This is a genomic window from Burkholderia sp. BCC1638 (assembly GCF_902833195.1).
Lineage (GTDB): Bacteria > Pseudomonadota > Gammaproteobacteria > Burkholderiales > Burkholderiaceae > Burkholderia > Burkholderia diffusa.
The window spans coordinates 122260-140762 of record NZ_CADFEC010000008.1 but is presented as its reverse complement, the minus strand read 5'-3'; the positions used below and the strand labels follow the sequence as shown (position 1 = coordinate 140762).

General features: G+C 65.9%; 15 protein-coding genes and 1 other RNA gene. 4 read left to right on the top strand and 12 right to left on the bottom strand.

Features of this window, described 5'->3' with window-relative positions; translation table 11 throughout:
• Positions 1-41 precede the first annotated feature (41 nt).
• The 3 genes from erpA to rplM form a co-directional block, all read right to left on the bottom strand.
• Positions 42-413 (bottom strand): iron-sulfur cluster insertion protein ErpA, encoded by a 372-nt coding sequence (erpA, locus tag HWX22_RS12270; RefSeq protein WP_059451991.1) that lies wholly within the window; start codon positions 411-413, stop codon positions 42-44.
• Positions 414-620: 207 nt separating this feature from the next.
• Positions 621-1013 carry a 30S ribosomal protein S9 gene (rpsI, locus tag HWX22_RS12265; RefSeq protein WP_011883283.1) on the bottom strand — a complete coding sequence of 131 codons (393 nt, stop codon included), beginning with the start codon at positions 1011-1013 and terminating at the stop codon, positions 621-623.
• Between the two features lie 11 nt (positions 1014-1024).
• Positions 1025-1453, bottom strand: a complete 429-nt coding sequence (rplM, locus tag HWX22_RS12260) for a 50S ribosomal protein L13 (protein WP_009687896.1) — start codon at positions 1451-1453, stop codon at positions 1025-1027.
• Positions 1454-1765: 312 nt separating this feature from the next.
• On the opposite strand from rplM, the gene HWX22_RS12255 reads away from it, so the two are divergent.
• Together HWX22_RS12255 and HWX22_RS12250 are read left to right on the top strand one after the other, a co-directional pair.
• Positions 1766-2071, top strand: a complete 306-nt coding sequence (locus HWX22_RS12255) for a DUF1090 family protein (protein ID WP_175915760.1) — start codon at positions 1766-1768, stop codon at positions 2069-2071.
• Between the two features lie 449 nt (positions 2072-2520).
• Positions 2521-2985: an OsmC family protein gene (locus HWX22_RS12250; RefSeq protein ID WP_082721941.1), complete on the top strand. Its 465-nt coding sequence runs from the start codon at positions 2521-2523 to the stop codon at positions 2983-2985.
• A 71-nt stretch (positions 2986-3056) separates the two neighbouring features.
• On the opposite strand, the gene rnpB is transcribed toward HWX22_RS12250, so the two are convergent.
• From rnpB to pyrC, 3 genes are all read right to left on the bottom strand, one after another.
• Positions 3057-3468: RNase P RNA component class A (rnpB, locus tag HWX22_RS12245), an RNA gene on the bottom strand.
• A 12-nt stretch (positions 3469-3480) separates the two neighbouring features.
• The gene (locus HWX22_RS12240) at positions 3481-4359 is read right to left on the bottom strand and encodes a DUF3025 domain-containing protein (RefSeq protein ID WP_175915711.1); all 879 of its coding nucleotides are present in this window, start codon (positions 4357-4359) and stop codon (positions 3481-3483) included.
• The gene (gene pyrC, locus HWX22_RS12235; RefSeq protein WP_059689071.1) at positions 4356-5420 is read right to left on the bottom strand and encodes a dihydroorotase; all 1065 of its coding nucleotides are present in this window, start codon (positions 5418-5420) and stop codon (positions 4356-4358) included. Before pyrC ends, HWX22_RS12240 begins: the two co-directional genes overlap by 4 nt.
• 202 nt (positions 5421-5622) lie before the next feature.
• Here pyrC and HWX22_RS12230 point away from each other — a divergent pair, with 202 nt between their 5' ends.
• Together HWX22_RS12230 and HWX22_RS12225 are read left to right on the top strand one after the other, a co-directional pair.
• The gene (locus tag HWX22_RS12230) at positions 5623-6540 is read left to right on the top strand and encodes a class II glutamine amidotransferase (RefSeq protein WP_059820446.1); all 918 of its coding nucleotides are present in this window, start codon (positions 5623-5625) and stop codon (positions 6538-6540) included.
• Positions 6541-7135: 595 nt separating this feature from the next.
• The gene (locus HWX22_RS12225) at positions 7136-12373 is read left to right on the top strand and encodes an autotransporter outer membrane beta-barrel domain-containing protein (RefSeq protein ID WP_175915710.1); all 5238 of its coding nucleotides are present in this window, start codon (positions 7136-7138) and stop codon (positions 12371-12373) included.
• 126 nt (positions 12374-12499) lie between these two features.
• Here HWX22_RS12225 and HWX22_RS12220 read toward each other — a convergent pair whose 3' ends face one another.
• The 6 genes from HWX22_RS12220 to HWX22_RS12195 form a co-directional block, all read right to left on the bottom strand.
• Entirely contained in the window at positions 12500-13225 is a 726-nt protein-coding gene (locus HWX22_RS12220; RefSeq protein WP_175915709.1) for an amino acid ABC transporter ATP-binding protein, read from the bottom strand.
• Complete coding sequence (gene gltK / locus HWX22_RS12215) at positions 13222-13899, bottom strand: glutamate/aspartate ABC transporter permease GltK (protein ID WP_059535318.1); 678 nt, start codon at positions 13897-13899, stop codon at positions 13222-13224. The genes HWX22_RS12220 and gltK overlap by 4 nt, the downstream gene beginning before the upstream one ends.
• Positions 13899-14639, bottom strand: a complete 741-nt coding sequence (locus HWX22_RS12210) for an amino acid ABC transporter permease (RefSeq protein WP_059535316.1) — start codon at positions 14637-14639, stop codon at positions 13899-13901. The genes gltK and HWX22_RS12210 overlap by 1 nt, the downstream gene beginning before the upstream one ends.
• Before the next feature lie 84 nt (positions 14640-14723).
• Positions 14724-15617, bottom strand: a complete 894-nt coding sequence (locus HWX22_RS12205; RefSeq protein ID WP_059820512.1) for a glutamate/aspartate ABC transporter substrate-binding protein — start codon at positions 15615-15617, stop codon at positions 14724-14726.
• 250 nt (positions 15618-15867) lie between these two features.
• On the bottom strand, positions 15868-17154 hold the full coding sequence (locus tag HWX22_RS12200; protein ID WP_059465395.1) for a Glu/Leu/Phe/Val dehydrogenase: 1287 nt from the start codon (positions 17152-17154) through the stop codon (positions 15868-15870).
• 277 nt (positions 17155-17431) lie between these two features.
• Entirely contained in the window at positions 17432-18385 is a 954-nt protein-coding gene (locus HWX22_RS12195) for a LysR substrate-binding domain-containing protein (protein ID WP_063548085.1), read from the bottom strand.
• Positions 18386-18503: the final 118 nt, after the last annotated feature.

Here is an 18503-nt window from a genome sequence, read left to right as displayed (position 1 = left end):
CGTTTTTCATTCCGGCGAACCGGACAGGATCCGTCGTGCGTTCAGACCGAGAACGACGAGCCGCACCCGCAGGTGGTCGTTGCGTTCGGGTTCTTGATCACGAACTGGGCGCCGTTGAGGTCGTCCTTGTAGTCGATCTCGGCGCCGACCAGGTACTGGTAGCTCATCGAGTCGATCAGGAGCTGGACGCCGTTCTTGTTCATCACGGTGTCGTCCTCGTTGACTTCCTCGTCGAACGTGAAGCCATACTGGAAGCCCGAGCAGCCGCCGCCCTGCACGAATACGCGCAGCTTCAGGTCGGGATTGCCCTCTTCGTCGATCAGTTGCTTGACCTTGTCGGCCGCGGCGTCGGTGAAGACGAACGGTACCGGCATTTCGGTGGTCGTTGCTGCGGATTCGGTAACAGCGTTCATGCGAACTCTCCAAAAAGCTTTAGCCGCTATTGTAGGGCCGATCAGAAGATCGTGCTGATGTCCATGAAATCAATAGGTTCTTGTTGATTTCCGTAAAGGAAACGGCCCGCGGGACCGCGCCGCGCGGGCATAAAAAAACCGCCAGCGCGAAAGCTGGCGGTTTTTCCGGCGGACGCCGCCCGGAAGCGGCGCGGCCATGAAGCGGAATTAACGCTTCGAGAACTGCTTTGCGCGACGTGCCTTGCGCAGACCAACCTTCTTACGCTCGACTTCACGTGCATCGCGCGTGACGAAGCCTGCGTTCGACAGCGACGGCTTCAGCGTCGCATCGTAGTCGATCAGCGCGCGGGTGATGCCGTGGCGCACCGCGCCTGCCTGACCCGTTTCGCCGCCGCCGTTCACGTTCACCTTGATGTCGAACGTCTGGCCGTGGTTCGTGAGTTCCAGCGGTTGACGCACGATCATCAGCGACGTTTCGCGCGAGAAGTAGTCAGCGATGGGCTTGCCGTTGACGATGATGTCGCCCTTGCCAGCCTTGATGAAGACACGTGCGACTGCGCTCTTGCGGCGGCCCGTACCGTAGTTCCAGTTACCGATCATGTGGGCTCCCCTTAGATCTCGAGCGCTTTCGGCTGTTGAGCCGAGTGCGGATGCGTCGCTTCAGCGTAGACCTTCAGCTTCTTGATCATCGCGTAGCCGAGCGGGCCCTTCGGCAGCATGCCCTTGACCGCCTTCTCGAGCGCACGGCCCGGGAAGCGTTCTTGCATCTTGCCGAACGTCGTTTCATAGATACCGCCCGGGTAGCCCGAGTGACGGTAGTACTTCTTGTCCAGAGTCTTGTTGCCCGTGACCTTCAACTTGCTTGCGTTGATGATGATGATGAAATCACCAGTGTCGACGTGCGGGGTGAACTCAGGCTTGTGCTTGCCGCGCAGACGGCGTGCCACTTCGCTGGCAACACGGCCGAGAACCTTATCCGTCGCGTCAATCACGTACCATTCGCGCGTCACCTCATGGGCTTTTGCGGAAAACGTCTTCATGATCGATCCAAAAAAAATGCTTTGCCCGATGTGTTCTTCCTGCTTGTCTGTGTGCGCTTCGAGGCGCGGTGCAGGCTCTCCCTGTTCTTTTTCCGTGGGCATGAATGCGGAAAAGCCCTGAATTATAAAGGAAATACGGCAGCGCGGTCAAAAAGAATCCACGTCCCGTGCCGGCGGCGCCCGAAATGGGCCAAAATCCGGTCGTGCCCCGATATGCCAGGCGAACCGAGCGCCCGGGGAGGCACCCATCGACGCGCGGCACCTGACCTTGCCGCGCCAGACCGGCCGACAACGGAAAAACAACAAACAAGCATGATGAAACAAGGACTTACGCCCCTTCTCGCGGCCGCATTGCTGGCCGCCGCGGCGCCCGCCGTCGCCGCCCGGGCCGGCTGCGAGGCCAAGCTCGACGCACTCGACGCTCGTATCGCCGACGCCCGCGGCGCCCATGCCGAAGATCGCATCGCCCGCCTGCGCGCGGTACGCGAACGTGTACGCCATTTCTGCGCGCGCGGTCATGGCCACGCATCGGCCGCGCAGGTTTCGCCCCCTGCCGCCGGCTCGACCGACACGCCAACCGGCGCGGCATCGCACGCGGCCGCACGACATCCCGCGTAAACGGAGTCAAAGACAGGGAGTCAACGACCGACATCGAAGCGCGCAAACTGCGCGTCGATGCTTGCATGGGACGAAAAAAAGCCCGAACGGCTGGTTCGGGCTTAATCCACCTTAGGAGGAGGGTGGAGGAGACATGCGGAGGTTGCCGCAGCGCGACAACCAATGAAGCTCATTATACGAATGCGCCGGCGACTTCACAAGAAAATTTGCATTGCGAAATTCACAACCATAATGTGGAATATGGATGATTTCGTCGCCAGATCACGTTTTCTCTTTTGAAATCAATCGATTGGAAAACAAGGATGCAACCGGGAGTCCGCCACATCTAGAGCAAAACCCCTAAAGCAGGCAGGGAAATCGGCGTTCGGCGCGCCGCCAGGCGCCGCGTGCGGCGGCGCGACGTTGCACGTCGTGCAGCGCATCAGCCGACCGTTGCACTGCGGGCTACAATGCATGATCGAATTCGAATCAGGCAACGCTGGAGTGCAAGCATGGAATGCAAAGTAAGCTGGATGGGTCAGGACGGCATGGCGTTTTCCGCTCAGACCGGAAGCGGACACCTCGTCGCGATGGACGGCGCACCGGAAGGCGGTGGCCATAATCTCGCACCGCGCCCGATGGAAATGGTGCTGGTCGGCACCGGCGGCTGCACCGCGTACGACGTCGTGCTGATCCTGAAGAAGAGCCGTCAGGAAGTCACCGGCTGCTCGGTCACGCTGAAGGCCGAACGCGCGAGCGAAGATCCGAAGGTGTTCACGAAGGTCCACTTCCACTTCACCGTCACGGGCCGCAACCTGAACCCGGCCACGGTCGAACGCGCGATCAACCTGTCGCACGACAAGTACTGCTCCGCGTCGATCATGATCGCGAAGACGGCCGAGCTCACGCATTCGTTCGACATCGTCGCGGCCTGAACGCCTAGCAGCCACGGATGAAAAAAAAGGGCCGGCGCTCCTGACGGAGCGCCGGCCCTTTCGCATTCGAACGGCAAAGCAGGCCGATAAGCCGGATTCTGTGCACGCTGCACGCCGAAGCGCACGGCGCGTGGCAGCCATTCCTCTAGGCGCGCCATTGCTGACGCGCTCAAGCTTCCTACCCGCAGACGAGACGGGGGCACCGTCCTGCATCCGAAAATGCGCGCCTGCCTACTTGGAATTGCTCCGGGTGGAGGTTACCGTGCCGGCGGACGTCGCCGTCGCCGCGGTGCGCTCTTACCGCACCGTTTCACCCTTACCTGATCCCGGCTTGCGCCGGGCCATCGGCGGTTTGCTTTCTGTTGCCCTGTTCCGCGTGTCGCCACGGATGGCCGTTAGCCATCACCCTGCCCTGTGGAGTCCGGACTTTCCTCGCCCTCGCCTGCCCGAAGGCGGCGAGGCCGCGACTGCCTAGCCTGCTTTGCGACGCGCATTCTAGCACTGCGCGCCGCCGCCGGCAGCGCGCGAACGGCGGCCGCTGCGGAAAACCGCCGGATCGTCGTAGAACGCGGGCACGGCATTCGCGTCACACCAGCCCGGCACGCCGAGCACCGGGAGCGGCGCGAAATCGCGGCTCGTCAGGTCACGGGTCGCGAGTTCGCCGGCGATCCGCTCATCGACGTGCGCGGCACGCTGCGCGTCGGGCCACGAGAAATAGTCGTCACTCACTTCGACGATCCACGTGTGCGCGGTGCAGGACTTGTACGGCACGACGAGCTTCTCGAGCAGCGCATGGCCGACGAGCCGCGCCTCGCAGCGCGTGCCCCACGCGTCGCGCGCCGCCACCAGCAGTTGCTGCCAGTTGAAGCCGCGCAGCGCGTCGGCGAGCGCGCGGTCGGCCGTCACGAACAGCGCGGCGTTCTCGTCGAACAGCGTGAGCGCATCGCGCAGCGTGCCGCGCACGGGACCGACGCCGCCCGCGGCGTCGATCGCCGCGGCCTGGCGTGCGTTCAGCGCGGCCTTGGTGCGCGGATACGCGAACCAGACGAGCGCATTGAAGAAGTCGTGAAGATTGTGGCGGGTCGGGACGCCGCCCGTGTCGGCGATATGGGTTTCGTATGCGATGCCTGGCGGCAGCTCCGCCTGCGGCACGAAGCGCAGCGGCCGGCCTCGGCCGCTCGCCCGCGTACCGCCACGCAGCGCGCCGTTCAACGCATCGAGCAACGCGGTCTCGCCCGTGAGCGCCGCCGCCTGCAGCGTACGACCGGGCGCCGCGTAAGGCGCGAGCCACGGCGCCAACCAGTCGATCTGCGCGAATACCGCCGCCCCACCGCCGGCCGTCAGGCCGGCCCCGCGCGGCGGCGTGCCGGTCACGCGAATTTCCAGCCGATCGTTTCGCCGGCGCGCAGCGGGACGACCGGCGTATCGCCCGCGAAGACCTCGCGCGGCAGTTCCCAGGTCTCGCGGCGCAGCGTGATCGTCTCGGTGCTGCGCGGCAGCCCGTAGAAATCGGCGCCGAAGCGGCTCGCGAAATTCTCCAGCTTGTCGAGCGCGCCGGCCTGGTCGAACGCTTCCGCATACAGCTCGAGCGCGTGCAGCGCCGTGTAGCAGCCCGCGCACCCGCACGCGGTTTCCTTCGCGCCGCGCGCGTGCGGCGCGCTGTCGGTACCGAGGAAGAAGCGCGGGTTGCCCGACGTCGCCGCTTCGACGAGCGCGACGCGGTGCGTCTCGCGCTTCAGCACCGGCAGGCAGTAGTAATGCGGGCGAATCCCGCCGACGAACAGCGCGTTGCGGCTGTACAGCATGTGCTGCGGCGTGATCGTTGCGCCGAGCAGGCCCGGCGCCGCGTCGGCATCGCGCACGTAGTCGGCCGCGTCCTTCGTCGTGATGTGCTCGAACACGACCTTCAGGCCCGGGAAATCGCGGCGCAGCGGCGTCATCACGCGGTCGATGAACACCTTCTCGCGATCGAACATGTCGATCGCCGGATCGGTCACCTCGCCGTGCACGAGCAGCGGCATGCCGGTTTCCTGCATGACCTCGAGCGTCTTCGCGCACTTCGCGAGATCGCTGACGCCGTGATCGGAGTTCGTCGTCGCGCCGGCCGGATACAGCTTCACGCCGTGCACGAAGCCGCTGTCGCGCGCGCGGCGGATTTCGTCGGGCGCCGTGTTGTCGGTCAGGTACAGCGTCATCAGCGGCTCGAACGCCATGCCCGCCGGCAGCGCGGCCAGGATTCGCTCGCGATAGGCCTGCGCCTGCGCGGTGGTCGTGACGGGCGGCTTCAGGTTCGGCATGACGATCGCGCGGGCGAACTGGCGCGCCGTGTGCGGCAGCACCGCGGCCAGCATGTCGCCGTCGCGCAGGTGCAGGTGCAGGTCGTCGGGACGGGCGAGCGTGAGCGTCGCCGGAGAGGAAGCGTTCGAGGCAGTCATAGGAGGCGTCGTGAGGAACGGGCTGGCCATCTGCGGGGCCGGAACGCACGTGCGCGGGCCGACTGACGGCAAACCGCAACACGAGGCCTTCGGCCGGCGGAATCCGCTTTTTACCGCTCAAGGCTCGGTGATATGCTAGAAGCCACATTGTACCGGGGTTCACCCGGTTGGTTACCCCGCTTCCGCCCCCGCCCCAAGTAAAATGTGCCAACTCCTAGGAATGAACTGCGCCGCGCCGACGGACGTCACATTCTCCTTCACAGGTTTCGCGGCCCGGGGCGGCCTCACCGATCACCATGCCGACGGCTGGGGGATCGCGTTCTTCGAAGATAAAGCCTGTCGGCTCTTCGTCGACCATCAGGCGTCGGCCACGTCGCCTATCGCCGAAATGGTGAAGCGCTACCCGATCAAGTCCAAGAACACGATCGCGCACATCCGCAAGGCCACGCAGGGCCACATCCTGCTCGAGAACAGCCACCCGTTCATGCGCGAGCTGTGGGGGCGGCACTGGATCTTCGCGCATAACGGCGATCTGCAGGACTACGAACCCGACCTCGACGGCAGCGTCTACCATCCGGTCGGCACGACCGACAGCGAGAAGGCGTTCTGCGTGCTGATGCAGGGGCTGCGCGAAGCGTTCCCCGGCGCGCAGCCGCCGTTGCCGGAGCTGTTCGAGCGCGTCGGCGAGCTGACGCGCGGCATCACCGATCACGGCGTGTTCAACTTCCTGATGTCGAACGGCCAGGCGCTCTTCGCGCACTGCTCGACGCGGCTGCACTACCTCGTGCGGCGCTGGCCGTTCTCGACCGCGCATCTGGTCGACGAAGACCTGTCGATCGACTTCGCGAAATACACGACGCCCGAGGATCGCGTCGCGGTGATCGCCACGCAGCCGTTGACCGACAACGAAATCTGGACCTCGTTCGAACCGGGCGAGCTGATCATGTTCCAGTGCGGCGACGTCGCCGCGCGGATGCAGATCCCGGTGCCCGAACGCGTGCTCGAGAAGCTGCGCAACCCGGCGCTCGACGCATCGGCGTCCGCGCCGTGCGGCGGTGTGCGGCGCGAGGCGCTGGCGGCCGGCACCGCGGACGACGCCGACGACCCGATCGACTTCTGAGCGCGCCGCGCCGTCGGGCGCCCGCTTTCCCGCCTTCCGCGTGTATACGAACGTCACGACCCGGCGATCACCGGCAGTGAAAGTCTGCGCCCGATGACGTTACACGTTTCATTCAGATCGTCATTAGATGCATGCGATCATCGACATGCAACATTCGCTTTTATTTTATTAATTTTCGAGTAAAAATAATTCATCGGCGAAAAACAAGACAAGAGCGATCGAAAGCGGATAATCCGGAAACCATAGAATAAAGCACAAACCAAATACCGACCGTGCGCTATCCCACCGACCGGACGATTCCGGCCGGTCTATAGAAAAACCCGCCAAACCCTTCCCCACCAATGCTTTCAGTTCGATTAACCACACAATTCAGAAATACCACCCCATACCGTTAGCATCCTCACATATCTTAATTTTTCGAAAATCGGCAACCTCCTCGATTAGTAGACTCGTTCCATCTTCGGTGTAACGCATCCTGATTGGCACTCGACGCAGCCCCGGCTGCCGCACGCCCATTCGAAATACACGTCACCGTGGAATGCGCATTCGCCGCATACGGCGAATACCAGTTCAAATAAAGAGAGAGGGGCTTGTCGTGAATCACTCATTTCGATCGATATGGAGCGAAACCGCCGGCTGCTGGGTCGCGGTTGCGGAAACGGCCCGGGCGCGCGGCAAGCGTTCGGGCAGCCAATCGGCCGCAAGCCGCCGTGCCGGCCGCACGGCCATCCGCCGCTCGCCGTTGCGCGTCGCCGCGCTCGGTGCCGCGCTGGCCGCGCTGTCGGCCGGCTCCGCGTACGCATCGACCTGCGGTAACGGTTCGGCGGTCGCAAGCGGCGGCAGTTGCGCGCTCGGCAGCGTCAGCCCGACCGTCAACGACAACCGGGCCGGCGCTACGACCGTGTCGGGCGGCGACACGGTCGGCGTGACGGGTGCATGGACGGGCGCCGCCGGCGACCCCGGCTATACGCTCACGCCGATCGGCAATACGTCCATCGTGTCGGGCAACCCGAACCAGCCGCTGCTGTCGCTCGGCGGCAAGACGCAGAGCGTCAGCACGCCCGACACGATCACGGGCACCCATACGTCGATCGCCACGTACAACTCGTCCGCGTTCGCCGCGTCGACGGCCGGCTCGACCAACGTGCCCGTCTACCATGACGTAAACGGCAACCAGTACGTGAACCTGCGGATCGGCACCGTCGACAACACCGGCGGCACGCTGAACGTGTCGATCGGCAACGCCGCGAACGCGCCCGACTCGGCCGGCAACGCGATCTCGATCGCGCCGAAGCAGACCGACCTGACCTTCGCGGACGGCACCGGCTCGGCAAAGAGCATCGTCAACTGGAATTCGCGCAACCAGGTCTGGCTCGGCACAGGCGACTATCTCGCGAGCGGCGGTGCCGTCGGCAATCTCCAGCTCGACGTCCCGGCCTACGCGGGGACCTTCACCGCATTCGACGGCAGCACGTGGACCGTCATCGACGCCGCGTCGCTCGCCGCGTACAACGACTTCCTGGTGCGCTCGGTCCAGAGCGGCGCGCTCGGCTCGCAGGCCGCCTACGACACGGCGTTCGGCCAGGCCGTCACGTTCTCGAAGGAAACCTTCCAGTATGCGAACAACGTGTCCGCCGGCGACAAGAACACGCTGCCGATCGATCACCTGTCGGCAATGCACGGCACCGGCGCGAACGCGACGCTGCAGATCGGCAAGGACGGCCAGATCGACTTCCGCGGCACCAACACGATCGCGTCGAGTTCGGCCGTCCTCGCGGAAAACGGCGCGCACTTCGTCAACGACGGGCGCCTGTCCGGCGACTTCACGCTGGTGCGCCTGCTGAGCGGCGCAAGCGGCGTCAACAACGGCACGATCTCGTCCGGCTATGCGTCCGGCGACAATTTCGACACGAGCGGCAGCGCGCCGCCCGACAACTTCGGCTTCCACGCGTACACCGAGGGCAACGGCGTGTACGCGAGCGGCACGGGCACCTCGTTCGTCAACAACGGCGTGATGAACGTCGGCGCGTGGACGCTCGACGGCAACCGCCCCGACCTACAGAACTACGCGGTGGCCGTGACGAGCGGTGCGAACGCGTCGAACGCCGGCACGATCAACGTCGGCGTCAACGCGACGACGCTCGACAGCCAGGTGATCGGCGGCCTCGCGGCCGGCGGCACCTTCACGAACGCCGCCGGCGGCACAATCTATCTCGGCCGCGCGGCCCAGTACGGACCGGGGGCAGCGGCGAACGACGTCGCGCTGTCCGCGCATTCCTACGGGATCCTGCTCGGCGCATCGGGCACCGCCAGCAACCTCGGCTCGATCGTGATCGGCTCGCAGACGCAAAACGGCGCCGGGATGGCGAGCATCGACTCGACGTCCGGCACGCTGCGCAACGCGGGCACGATCGCCGTGAACGGCGCGGCACCCGGCACGCCGTTCGCCAACGTCGGCATGCTCGCGGCCAATACGGCCGCGACCGTGACCAACACGGGCACGATCACGCTGAATGGCGTGAACGGCATCGGCATCATGGTGGTCGGCACCGGTGCGACCGCGACGGCCGCGACGTCGACCGGCACGATCAACGTGGCCGGCGGGCTCGATCCGGCGTCGGACACGCGCAACTACGGCGTGTGGGCCGAAGGGCCGCGCGCGAAGGCCACGGTCGACGGCGCGCTCAACCTGACCGGCAACGGTGCGATCGGCGTCCATGCACGCTCGGGCGCGACGATCAACGTCGACGCCAACGCCGTGCCGGCCTTCATGTCGGGCACGAACCAGACCGGCTTCTACGCATACGGCGCCGGCTCGAAGATCAATGTCGCCGCGCAGCATCTGAGCGTCGATACCGACGATTCGACGCTGTTCCGCATCGCGGGCGGCGCGGCCTACACGGGCGCGTCGGCGGCCGGCACGCTGACGACCGACGTGAACGGCCAGCGCGCGCGCGGCGTGCTCGCGACGGGCGCCGGCACGACGCTGTCCACCGGCCACGCCACCTACAACGTCAACGGCGCGAACGGCATCGCGGTCGCGGTCGAAGGCGGTGCGAAGGGCACGATCGACTCGGGCGCGACCATCGACCTGAATGCGGCCGGCGCGATCGCGGGCACCGTCGACGGCCAGGCACACGCGCTCAGCGGCGCGAACGCCGGTACGCCGGTGGCGACGACGCTGACCAACAACGCGGCGGTCGCGTCGTCGACGGCCGGCGTGACCGGCTTCGTCGCGCAAAACCTCGGCACGCTCGAGAACCGCAATACGGTGCTGCTGACCGGCGCCGGCTCGACGGGGGTCGTGGCCGGCACGCTGGGCACGGTGAACAACGCATCGGCGATCCGAGTATCGAACGGCACCGGCGCGCTCGTGCAGGGCGCGTCGGCCACGCTCGCCAACGCGGGCACGATCGAGGCGGACGACGGCATCGCCGGCGTGCACCTGACGGGGTCCGGCGCGTCGGTCGCGCTGTCGGGCGCGGGCACCGTCGTCGCGAACGGCAGCGCCGACGGCGTGCTGATCGACTCGACCGTGTCGGGCGGCGGGATCGCGGCCGGCGCGACGTCGATCGCGGTGGGCGGCGCCGGCAAGGGCATCGACAACCTCGGCGCAAACACGACGATCGTGCTGTCGGGCACGCAGATCGGCACGACCGGCAACGGCGCCGACGGACTATCGTCGACGGGCGCCGGCGCGCGCATCGCGACCGATGCGGCGACCGTCGTGCGCACCGCCGGCGACGACGCGCGCGGCCTCTTCGTGACGGGCGCAGATTCGACGCTCGCGGCCGACGGTACGACCGTCGCGACGACGGGTGCCGGCGCGCACGCGATCGTCGCGGGCAGCGGCGCGACCGCCCTGCTGTCGGGCGCGAAGGTGTCCACGGCGGGCACGGCGGCCGACGGCCTCGTCGCACGGAACGGCGGCCGCATCGGCGACACGGGTTCGTCGATCGCGAGCGCGGCCGGCAACGGCGCGACGGTCGACGGCGGCGGCGTGCTCGCGCTGACCGGCACGACGCTCAAGGGCGCGACGGCCGGCGTGCTGAGCACCGACACGCTCGCGACCGGCGCGACCAGCGCCGTGCTCGTCGACGGCGGCAGCGTCGCGTCCATCGCCGGGCCGGCGTTCGCCGCGCGCGGCGGCACGGTCGACATCGCTGTGCGCAACGGCACCGTCGTGACGGCCGGCAACGGCACGCTGCTGGACCTCGCGAACGGCAGCACCGCGACCTTCAACGCATCGGCTGTGAATCTCGCCGGCGACATCGTGTCGGACGCGTCGAGCACCGGCAACGTGTTCCTGACGAACGGCACGACCCTCACCGGCAAGATCGACCCGGTCGCGCTGACCGTCGACGGCACGAGCACGTGGCACATGACCGGCAGCTCCGTGCTGAGCAGCCTGAACAATGCGGGCCTGGTCGCGTTCGCCGCGCCGTCCGGCGCGCCGACGGCGGCAGGCAGCTACCGGACGCTGACGACGGGCAGTTATGTCGGCAACGGCGGCACGATCGCGCTGAACACCTATCTCGGCGCCGATGCGTCGCCGACCGACCGGCTGATCGTGAACGGCGGCGCCGCGACGGGCACGACGGGGCTGAAGGTCGCGAACACGGCCGGCACCGGCGCGCAGACGACGGGCGACGGTATTCCGGTGGTCGTCACGACCAACGGCGGCACGACCTCCGCATCGGCGTTCCATCTCGCGGGCCCGGTGCAGGCGGGCGCATATGAATACCGGCTCTACCGCGGCGGCCAGAGCGATGCGAACGGCTGGTATCTGCGCTCGCAACTCGACCCGACGGACCCGGGCGATCCGGTCGGCCCGAACGTCATCAACGGCGGCGGCGGCAATCTCGCGTACCGTCCGGGTGTTGCAGGCTATGCGATGACGCCGCTGCTGAACGCCGACTACGGCTTCTCGACGCTCGGCAAGCTGCACGAGCGCGTCGGCGACATCTACAACCTCGAGAAGCAGGCGCCGGGCAACCGCGACGGCGTCTGGGGCCGCGTGGGCGGACAGAGCCTCGATGCGAACGCGGGCCGCTTCGCGGCCGACGAGCGCACGTTCTTCGCGCAGTTCGGCAAGGACTGGACGCTCGACCAGGCGCCGGCCGGCGGCAGCACGCATGCGGGCGTGACGGCGAGCATCGGCGTCGCGAACGCGAGCTTCAGCGACATGGCACGCGCCGGCACGTCGGGCCTGTCGACGTCGACCGGCTCGGTCGAGATGCATGCACAGAGCATCGGCGGCTACTGGACGCGCTACCTGTCCGACGGCACCTACTTCGACAGCGTCGGCCAGGTCACGCACTACGGTAACCGCTATCGCGACAGCTACGGCAACGAGGCATCGCAGAACGGCTTCGGCATCGCACTGTCGCAGGAGGTCGGCAAGCCGTTCGGGATCGGCGGCACGCCGATCGCGGTCGAGCCGCAGGCGCAGTTGATGTACCAGTACCTGAAGCTGAACGGGTTCAACGACAACGTGTCGGCCGTGTCGGGCACGACGACCAGTGCGTTGCGCGGACGCGTCGGCGTGCGCATCTTCCGGCCGAACCTCGATGCGAACGCGGGCGGCGGCGCCGCGACGCCGTACTTCACGGCCGACGTGCTGCACGACTTCCTGTCGCCTGGCCAGACCGTCGTCGGCGGCACGCCGTTCGCGACGCACCTGGGCCGCACGTGGTACGAGCTCGGCCTTGGCGTGACCGCGGGCTTCGGCAAGTCGGGCGAGTTGTACGCGAACGTGAAATATGCGCGCAACATCGGCGGCGATTACCGGCGCGGCGTCACCGGGCAGGTCGGTTACCGCTACAGCTGGTGACGCCCGGTGCCGGAATCGGTCCGTCGCCGGCGGCGGCCGACGGGCAACCGACGAAAAAAAACCGCCCGGCATTCGGCCGGGCGGTTTGCGCATGCCGCGCGCACGAAGCGCGCGACGCACGAGCGCTCAGTGCAGGATCTTCGCGAGGAAGTCCTTCGCGCGATCCGACTTCGGATTCGAGAAGAAATCGTCCTTGCGGTCGTCCTCGACGATCGCGCCCTTGTCCATGAAGATCACGCGATGGGCGACCTTCTTCGCGAAGCCCATTTCGTGCGTGACGACCATCATCGTCATCCCTTCCTGCGCGAGCTCGACCATCACGTCGAGCACCTCGTTGATCATTTCCGGATCGAGCGCGGACGTCGGTTCGTCGAACAGCATCGCGATCGGGTCCATCGACAGCGCGCGCGCGATCGCGACCCGCTGCTGCTGGCCGCCCGACAGCTGGCCCGGAAACTTGTGCGCATGCGCCTTCAGGCCGACGCGATCGAGCAGTTTCATGCCCTTCTCGGTCGCTTCGTCCTTGCCGCGGCCGAGCACCTTGATCTGCGCAAGCGTCAGGTTCTCGGTGATCGACAGATGCGGAAACAGCTCGAAATGCTGGAACACCATCCCGACCTTCGAGCGCAGCTTCGACAGGTTCGTCTTCCTGTCGCCGACCGACTGGCCGTTCACGAGGATCTCGCCCTGCTGGAACGGCTCGAGGCCGTTCACGGTCTTGATCAGCGTCGACTTGCCCGAGCCCGACGGGCCGCACACCACGACCACTTCGCCTTTCTTCACCTCGGTCGTGCAATCGGCGAGGACCTGAAACTGGCCGTACCACTTCGAAACGTTCTTGATGGAAATCATCTTGTGACCTTTTTCTGGAGACCTTTGACGAGGGCAGACGCCACCGAGCAAATCACGAAATAGCATGCACCCGCGAACAGGACCATCTCGACGGTCGTGCCGTCGCGATCGCCGATGTTGGCGGCCGTGCGGAAGAAGTCCGCGAGGCTGATCACGTACACGAGCGACGTGTCCTGGAACAGAACGATCGCCTGCGTGAGCAGCAGCGGCACCATCGCGCGGAACGCCTGCGGCAGGATCACGAGGCGCATGGCCTGCGCGTAGTTCATGCCGAGCGCGAACGCGGCGTTCACCTGCCCGCGCGGCACCGCCTGGATACCGGCGCGGATGATCTCGGAATAATACGCGGCTTCGAACAGCGAGAACGCGACCATCGCCGACGCAAGCCGGATGTCGATCGTCGGCGACAGCCCGAGCACACCCTGCAGCACCTGCGGCACGATCAGGAAGAACCACAGCAGCACCATCACGAGCGGGATGGAGCGGAACACCGTCACGTATGCCTTCGCGAACCACTCGAGCGGCTTCACGCCGGACAGCCGCAGCAGCGCCAGCAGCGTGCCCCAGACGATGCCGATGACGATCGCGATCAGCGTGATCTTGAACGTGACGATCGCCCCCGTCCACAGCGTCGGAATCGCGCCGGGAATACTACTCCAGTCGAACTGATGCATCACTTGCCTCCGATGTAGCCGGGCAGCCGCGTGCGGCCTTCGATCCAGCGCATGAACGCCATCACGACGAGGTTGATGAGCACGTACGCGAGCGTCACCGCGATGAACGACTCGTAGGTCTGCGCGGTGTAGTCGACGAGCTGACGGGCCTGCGCGGACAGGTCGAGCAGGCCGATCGTCGACGCGACCGCCGAGTTCTTGAAGATGTTCAGGAACTCGGACGTGAGCGGCGGCACGATGATCCGGTATGCAACCGGCAGCAGCACGTAGCGGTACGTCTGCCATTGCGTGAAGCCCATCGCGAGGCCGGCCGCGCGCTGGCCCTTCGGCAGCGCGTTGATCCCCGAGCGTACCTGTTCGCACACGCGCGCGCCCGTGAACAGGCCGAGACAGATGATCGACGCGGTGAAGAACTGCGTGCCGGGCGGCAACTGCTTGATCCAGGTGCCGATCGACGCGGGCAGCAGTTCGGGCACGACGAGGTACCAGACGAAGAACTGCACGATCAGCGGGATGTTCCGGAAGATCGACACGTAGACGGTGCCGATCGCGGACAGCCATTTGTTCGGCACCGTGCGCAGCACGCCGAACAGCGAACCGACGATCAGCGCGACGACCCAGGCGACGAGCGACACCTCGATCGTCACCCAGAATCCGGACATCAGCCATCCGAAGTAAGTCGTCGGCTCGCCGGTCGAGACGGGGCTCAGGAAGATGCCCCAGTTCCAGTGGTAAGACATGGGCAAGACTCCAGCAAAAAGAAACGGAAGAAGCGAGGCCTCTTCCGTTTCAGTAGCGTCATTTCTGCGTCAACGGCTGCGTGGTCAGTCGAGCGCCTTGTCGTTCGGGTTCGCGTACAGCTTCTTCATCGAATCGGACAGCGGGAAGTTCAGGTTCAGCCCCTTCGGCGGGATCGGGTTCTCGAACCACTTCGCGTAGATCTTCGCGGCTTCGCCCGATTTCTCGACTTGCGAGATCGCGTCGTCGACGACCTTCTTGAAGTCAGCATCGCCCTTGCGCATCATGCAGCCGTACGCCTCTTCCGACTGCGGCGTGCCGACGATCACCCACTCGCCCGGCTGCTTCGCCTTCGCGCGTTCGCCCGCGAGCAGCGCGTCGTCCATCATGAACGCGACCGCGCGGCCCGACTCGAGCGTGTTGAACGAGTCGCCGTGGTCCTTCGCGCTGATGATGTTCATGCCCAGCTGCTTGTCGTTGTTCATCTTGCGCAGCAGGCGCTCGGACGTCGTGCCGGCGGTGGTCACGACCGTCTTGCCCTTCAGGTCCGCGAAGTCCTTCACGCCCGAATCCTTCTTCGTCATCAGGCGCGTGCCGATCACGAAGATCGTGTCGGAGAATGCGGCCTGCTGCTGACGCTCCGTGTTGTTGGTCGTCGAGCCGCACTCGATGTCCACCGTGCCGTTCTGCACGAGCGGGATGCGGTTCTGCGACGTCACCGGGATGTTCTTGACCTGCAGGTTCGGCAGGTTCAGCTTCTTCTTCACCGCGTCCACGACCTTCATCTGGAATTCGCGCGAATAACCGACGACCTGCTGGTTCTGGTCATAGTAGGAGAACGGAATCGACGATTCGCGGTGGCCCAGCGCGATCACGCCCGTGTCCTTGATCTTCTTCAGCGTGCCGGTCTCCTGTGCATGCGCGCCGCTCGCGAACGCGCACAGCGCCGCGACCATCAGGACTGCCTTCTGGTATTTCATTTTGGTCATCTCCTTGGCTAAAACCCGCGCCAGTGTATCAAAGTAATATTTTTGAAAGTACTGGTTGTTTACCGTACTACGAATCGTCCTGTACGAAGCCGTCCTCCCGGCTTCGCGCGCCTCCTGTAGCGCCTGAATGCACACGCGGGCGGTGCCGAATTCGGCACCGCCCGCGAGGGTTCATGCACACAATCGGGTGGATTGCGTCATGCTTTTGTCATAGTCATCCGATCGACTCGGAAATGACCGATCAGGGATACAGGCCGCGCATTTCGCGCGCCATCAGGATGCGCTTGCACGCAACGATGAACGCCGCCGTACGCACCGACACCTTGTGCTCTTCCGCGACCGCCCACACGCCGGCGAACGCTTCGCGCATCACGCGCTCGAGACGGTGGTTGATCTCGTCTTCCGTCCAGAAGAAGCTGGAGAAGTCCTGCACCCACTCGAAGTACGACACGGTCACGCCGCCCGCGTTCGCGATCACGTCGGGGATCACGAGCACGCCGTTCGCGCTCAGGATGTCGTCGGCCGCCGTCGTCGTCGGGCCGTTCGCGCCTTCAACGATGATCTTCGTGCGGATCTTCGATGCGTTCTTCTCGGTGATCTGGTTTTCCAGTGCCGCCGGGATCAGGATGTCGGTCTCGACCGTCCAGAACTCGTCGTTCGGCATCGGTTCCGCGCCTTCGAAGCCCGCGACGCCGCCCGTGCGTGCGACGTGGTCGAGCAGCTTGTTCGAATCGAGGCCGGCCGGCTGGTAGATCGTGCCCGTGTGATCCTGCACCGCGATCACCTTCGAACCCGCTTCCTGGAACAGCTTCGCCGCGATGCCGCCGACGTTGCCGAAGCCCTGCACCGCGATGCGCGCGCCTTCGATCTCGAGGCCCTTCTTCTTCGCCGCCTCGCAACCGACGACGAACACGCCGCGGCCCGTCGCTTCCTTGCGGCCGAGCGAACCGCCGAGCGAGATCGGCTTGCCGGTCACGACGCCCGTCGACGTCTGGCCCTGGTTCATCGAGAACGTGTCCATCATCCACGCCATCACCTGTTCGTTGGTGTTGACGTCCGGTGCCGGAATGTCGGTGTTCGGGCCGATGATGATGCCGATTTCGCTGGTGTAGCGACGCGTCACGCGTTCGAGCTCACCACGCGACAGCTTGCGCGGGTCGACGCGGATGCCGCCCTTCGCACCGCCGTACGGCACGTTCACGGCCGCGTTCTTCACCGACATCCATGCCGACAGCGCCATCACTTCCGACAGCGTCACGTCCTGGTGGTAGCGCACGCCGCCCTTGCCCGGACCGCGCGACACGTTGTGCTGCACGCGATAGCCCTCGAAGTGCGCGACGGTACCGTTGTCGAGCTCGATGGGCACGTCGACGATCAGGATGCGCTTCGGACGCTTCAGCGTTTCCAGCCAGCGCGACAGCGAACCGAGGTACGGTGCGACGCGATCGACCTGCTGAAGGTAGTTGCCCCACGGGCCGAGATCGTCGGCATGAAGGTAGGACGGGATGGACTGCAGTTGCGAAGACATGGACGCTCCAACGTTCAACGGATTGCGCACATTGTCGAAAAACCCGTTTTTTTTATCCAATGCCGTTTGCTTATTCGATTATGCGTTTCTTGCATGATCGCGATTTTTCGCAAATCCGCGGTCGATTTGCGCAAGAACGCCCGCGATCGGTCGTGCATCGCGTCGGCGAAAAATCGGCGGGGAAATACGCGGAACGCCCGCCGGACAAGCGTCCGACGGGCGCGGCAAGCGCGGCGGCGGCGGCGCGCGCTCGGCTGGCGCGGTTAACCGCGCACGGTTAACCGGCGGTTTCGCGCAGCTCGTCGCGCACGACTTCCCACAGCGCGCGCACGAGCTTCTGATGCGGGTCGTCGCCCTGCAGCGCGAGCTTGTCGCAGTACAGGCGGATCTCCATCGTCAGCGTGAACGGGTGCGTGCCGCCGCGCGCGGACCGGTCGAGCCGGATCAAGCGACCGCTGGCCACCGCATCCTCGACGGCGCTGTGCGGCAGGAACGCGACGCCGTGGCCCGCGAGCGCCATCGCCTTCAGTCCTTCGGCCATGTCGGTTTCGTACACGCGATCGAGGAACAGCGACGTCGGTGCGTTCGCAATGATGACTTCGGTCATCCGGCCGAGATACGCGTTCGGCGTATACGACAAGTACGGCACGCGCGCCTCGGCCGTGCCCGGGAGCGTGTAGCGCGGCCGGCCCGCGCGGCCCGGCGCCGAAAATGCGCTGATCGGCTCGCTGCCGAGGACCAGCATGTCGTAGCGGGCCGGATCGAGCGCGACGGGGTGGCTCGGATGGTGGTAGCCCATCACGAGATCGCAGCCGCCCTCGACCAGCGACAGCACGGCGTCGTGCACGTTCAGCGCGCGCAGCCGCGTGTGGACCTGCCCCATCTTCGCTTCGATCCGCTGCAGCCAGCGCGGAAAATACGTGAGCGACAGCGTATGCGGCACCGCGAACTCGATGGTCGGCACCGGCGCGCCGACGTGGCCGCGCAGCAGCGTGCGCGCCTCGTGCGCCTGAGACAGCATCGTCAGCGCCTGCTCGTAGAAGATCTGGCCGGCCTGCGTGAGCCGCGTCGGATAAACCGAACGATCGATCAGTTCGGTCGCGAGCCACGCCTCGAGCGCCTGGATGCGCCGCGAGAACGCGGGCTGCGACACGTGCCGCAGTTCGGCGGACCGGCTAAAGCTGCGCGTTTCCGCGAGCGAGACGAAGTCTTCGAGCCATTTCAGTTCCATGCAGGCGGGCGCGACGGGCGGCGGTCGGGAGGAAGCCTGCATTCTACCGGCGGGCGGGCCGGCCCGGCGGTGCGGCGGGCAGCCCGGCGAGCCGGCCCGGGCGCCGGCCGGCGGACGG

Coding starts and splice junctions, on each gene's coding strand:
- HWX22_RS12200 (WP_059465395.1), bottom strand. CDS start 17,154: ATGTCTTCGCAACTGCAGTCCATCCCGTCCTACCTTCATGCCGACGAT.
- erpA (WP_059451991.1), bottom strand. CDS start 413: ATGAACGCTGTTACCGAATCCGCAGCAACGACCACCGAAATGCCGGTA.
- gltK (WP_059535318.1), bottom strand. CDS start 13,899: ATGCATCAGTTCGACTGGAGTAGTATTCCCGGCGCGATTCCGACGCTG.
- HWX22_RS12250 (WP_082721941.1), top strand. CDS start 2,521: ATGCATGATCGAATTCGAATCAGGCAACGCTGGAGTGCAAGCATGGAA.
- HWX22_RS12230 (WP_059820446.1), top strand. CDS start 5,623: ATGTGCCAACTCCTAGGAATGAACTGCGCCGCGCCGACGGACGTCACA.
- HWX22_RS12255 (WP_175915760.1), top strand. CDS start 1,766: ATGATGAAACAAGGACTTACGCCCCTTCTCGCGGCCGCATTGCTGGCC.
- rpsI (WP_011883283.1), bottom strand. CDS start 1,013: ATGATCGGTAACTGGAACTACGGTACGGGCCGCCGCAAGAGCGCAGTC.
- rplM (WP_009687896.1), bottom strand. CDS start 1,453: ATGAAGACGTTTTCCGCAAAAGCCCATGAGGTGACGCGCGAATGGTAC.
- HWX22_RS12205 (WP_059820512.1), bottom strand. CDS start 15,617: ATGAAATACCAGAAGGCAGTCCTGATGGTCGCGGCGCTGTGCGCGTTC.
- HWX22_RS12210 (WP_059535316.1), bottom strand. CDS start 14,639: ATGTCTTACCACTGGAACTGGGGCATCTTCCTGAGCCCCGTCTCGACC.
- HWX22_RS12195 (WP_063548085.1), bottom strand. CDS start 18,385: ATGGAACTGAAATGGCTCGAAGACTTCGTCTCGCTCGCGGAAACGCGC.
- pyrC (WP_059689071.1), bottom strand. CDS start 5,420: ATGACTGCCTCGAACGCTTCCTCTCCGGCGACGCTCACGCTCGCCCGT.
- HWX22_RS12220 (WP_175915709.1), bottom strand. CDS start 13,225: ATGATTTCCATCAAGAACGTTTCGAAGTGGTACGGCCAGTTTCAGGTC.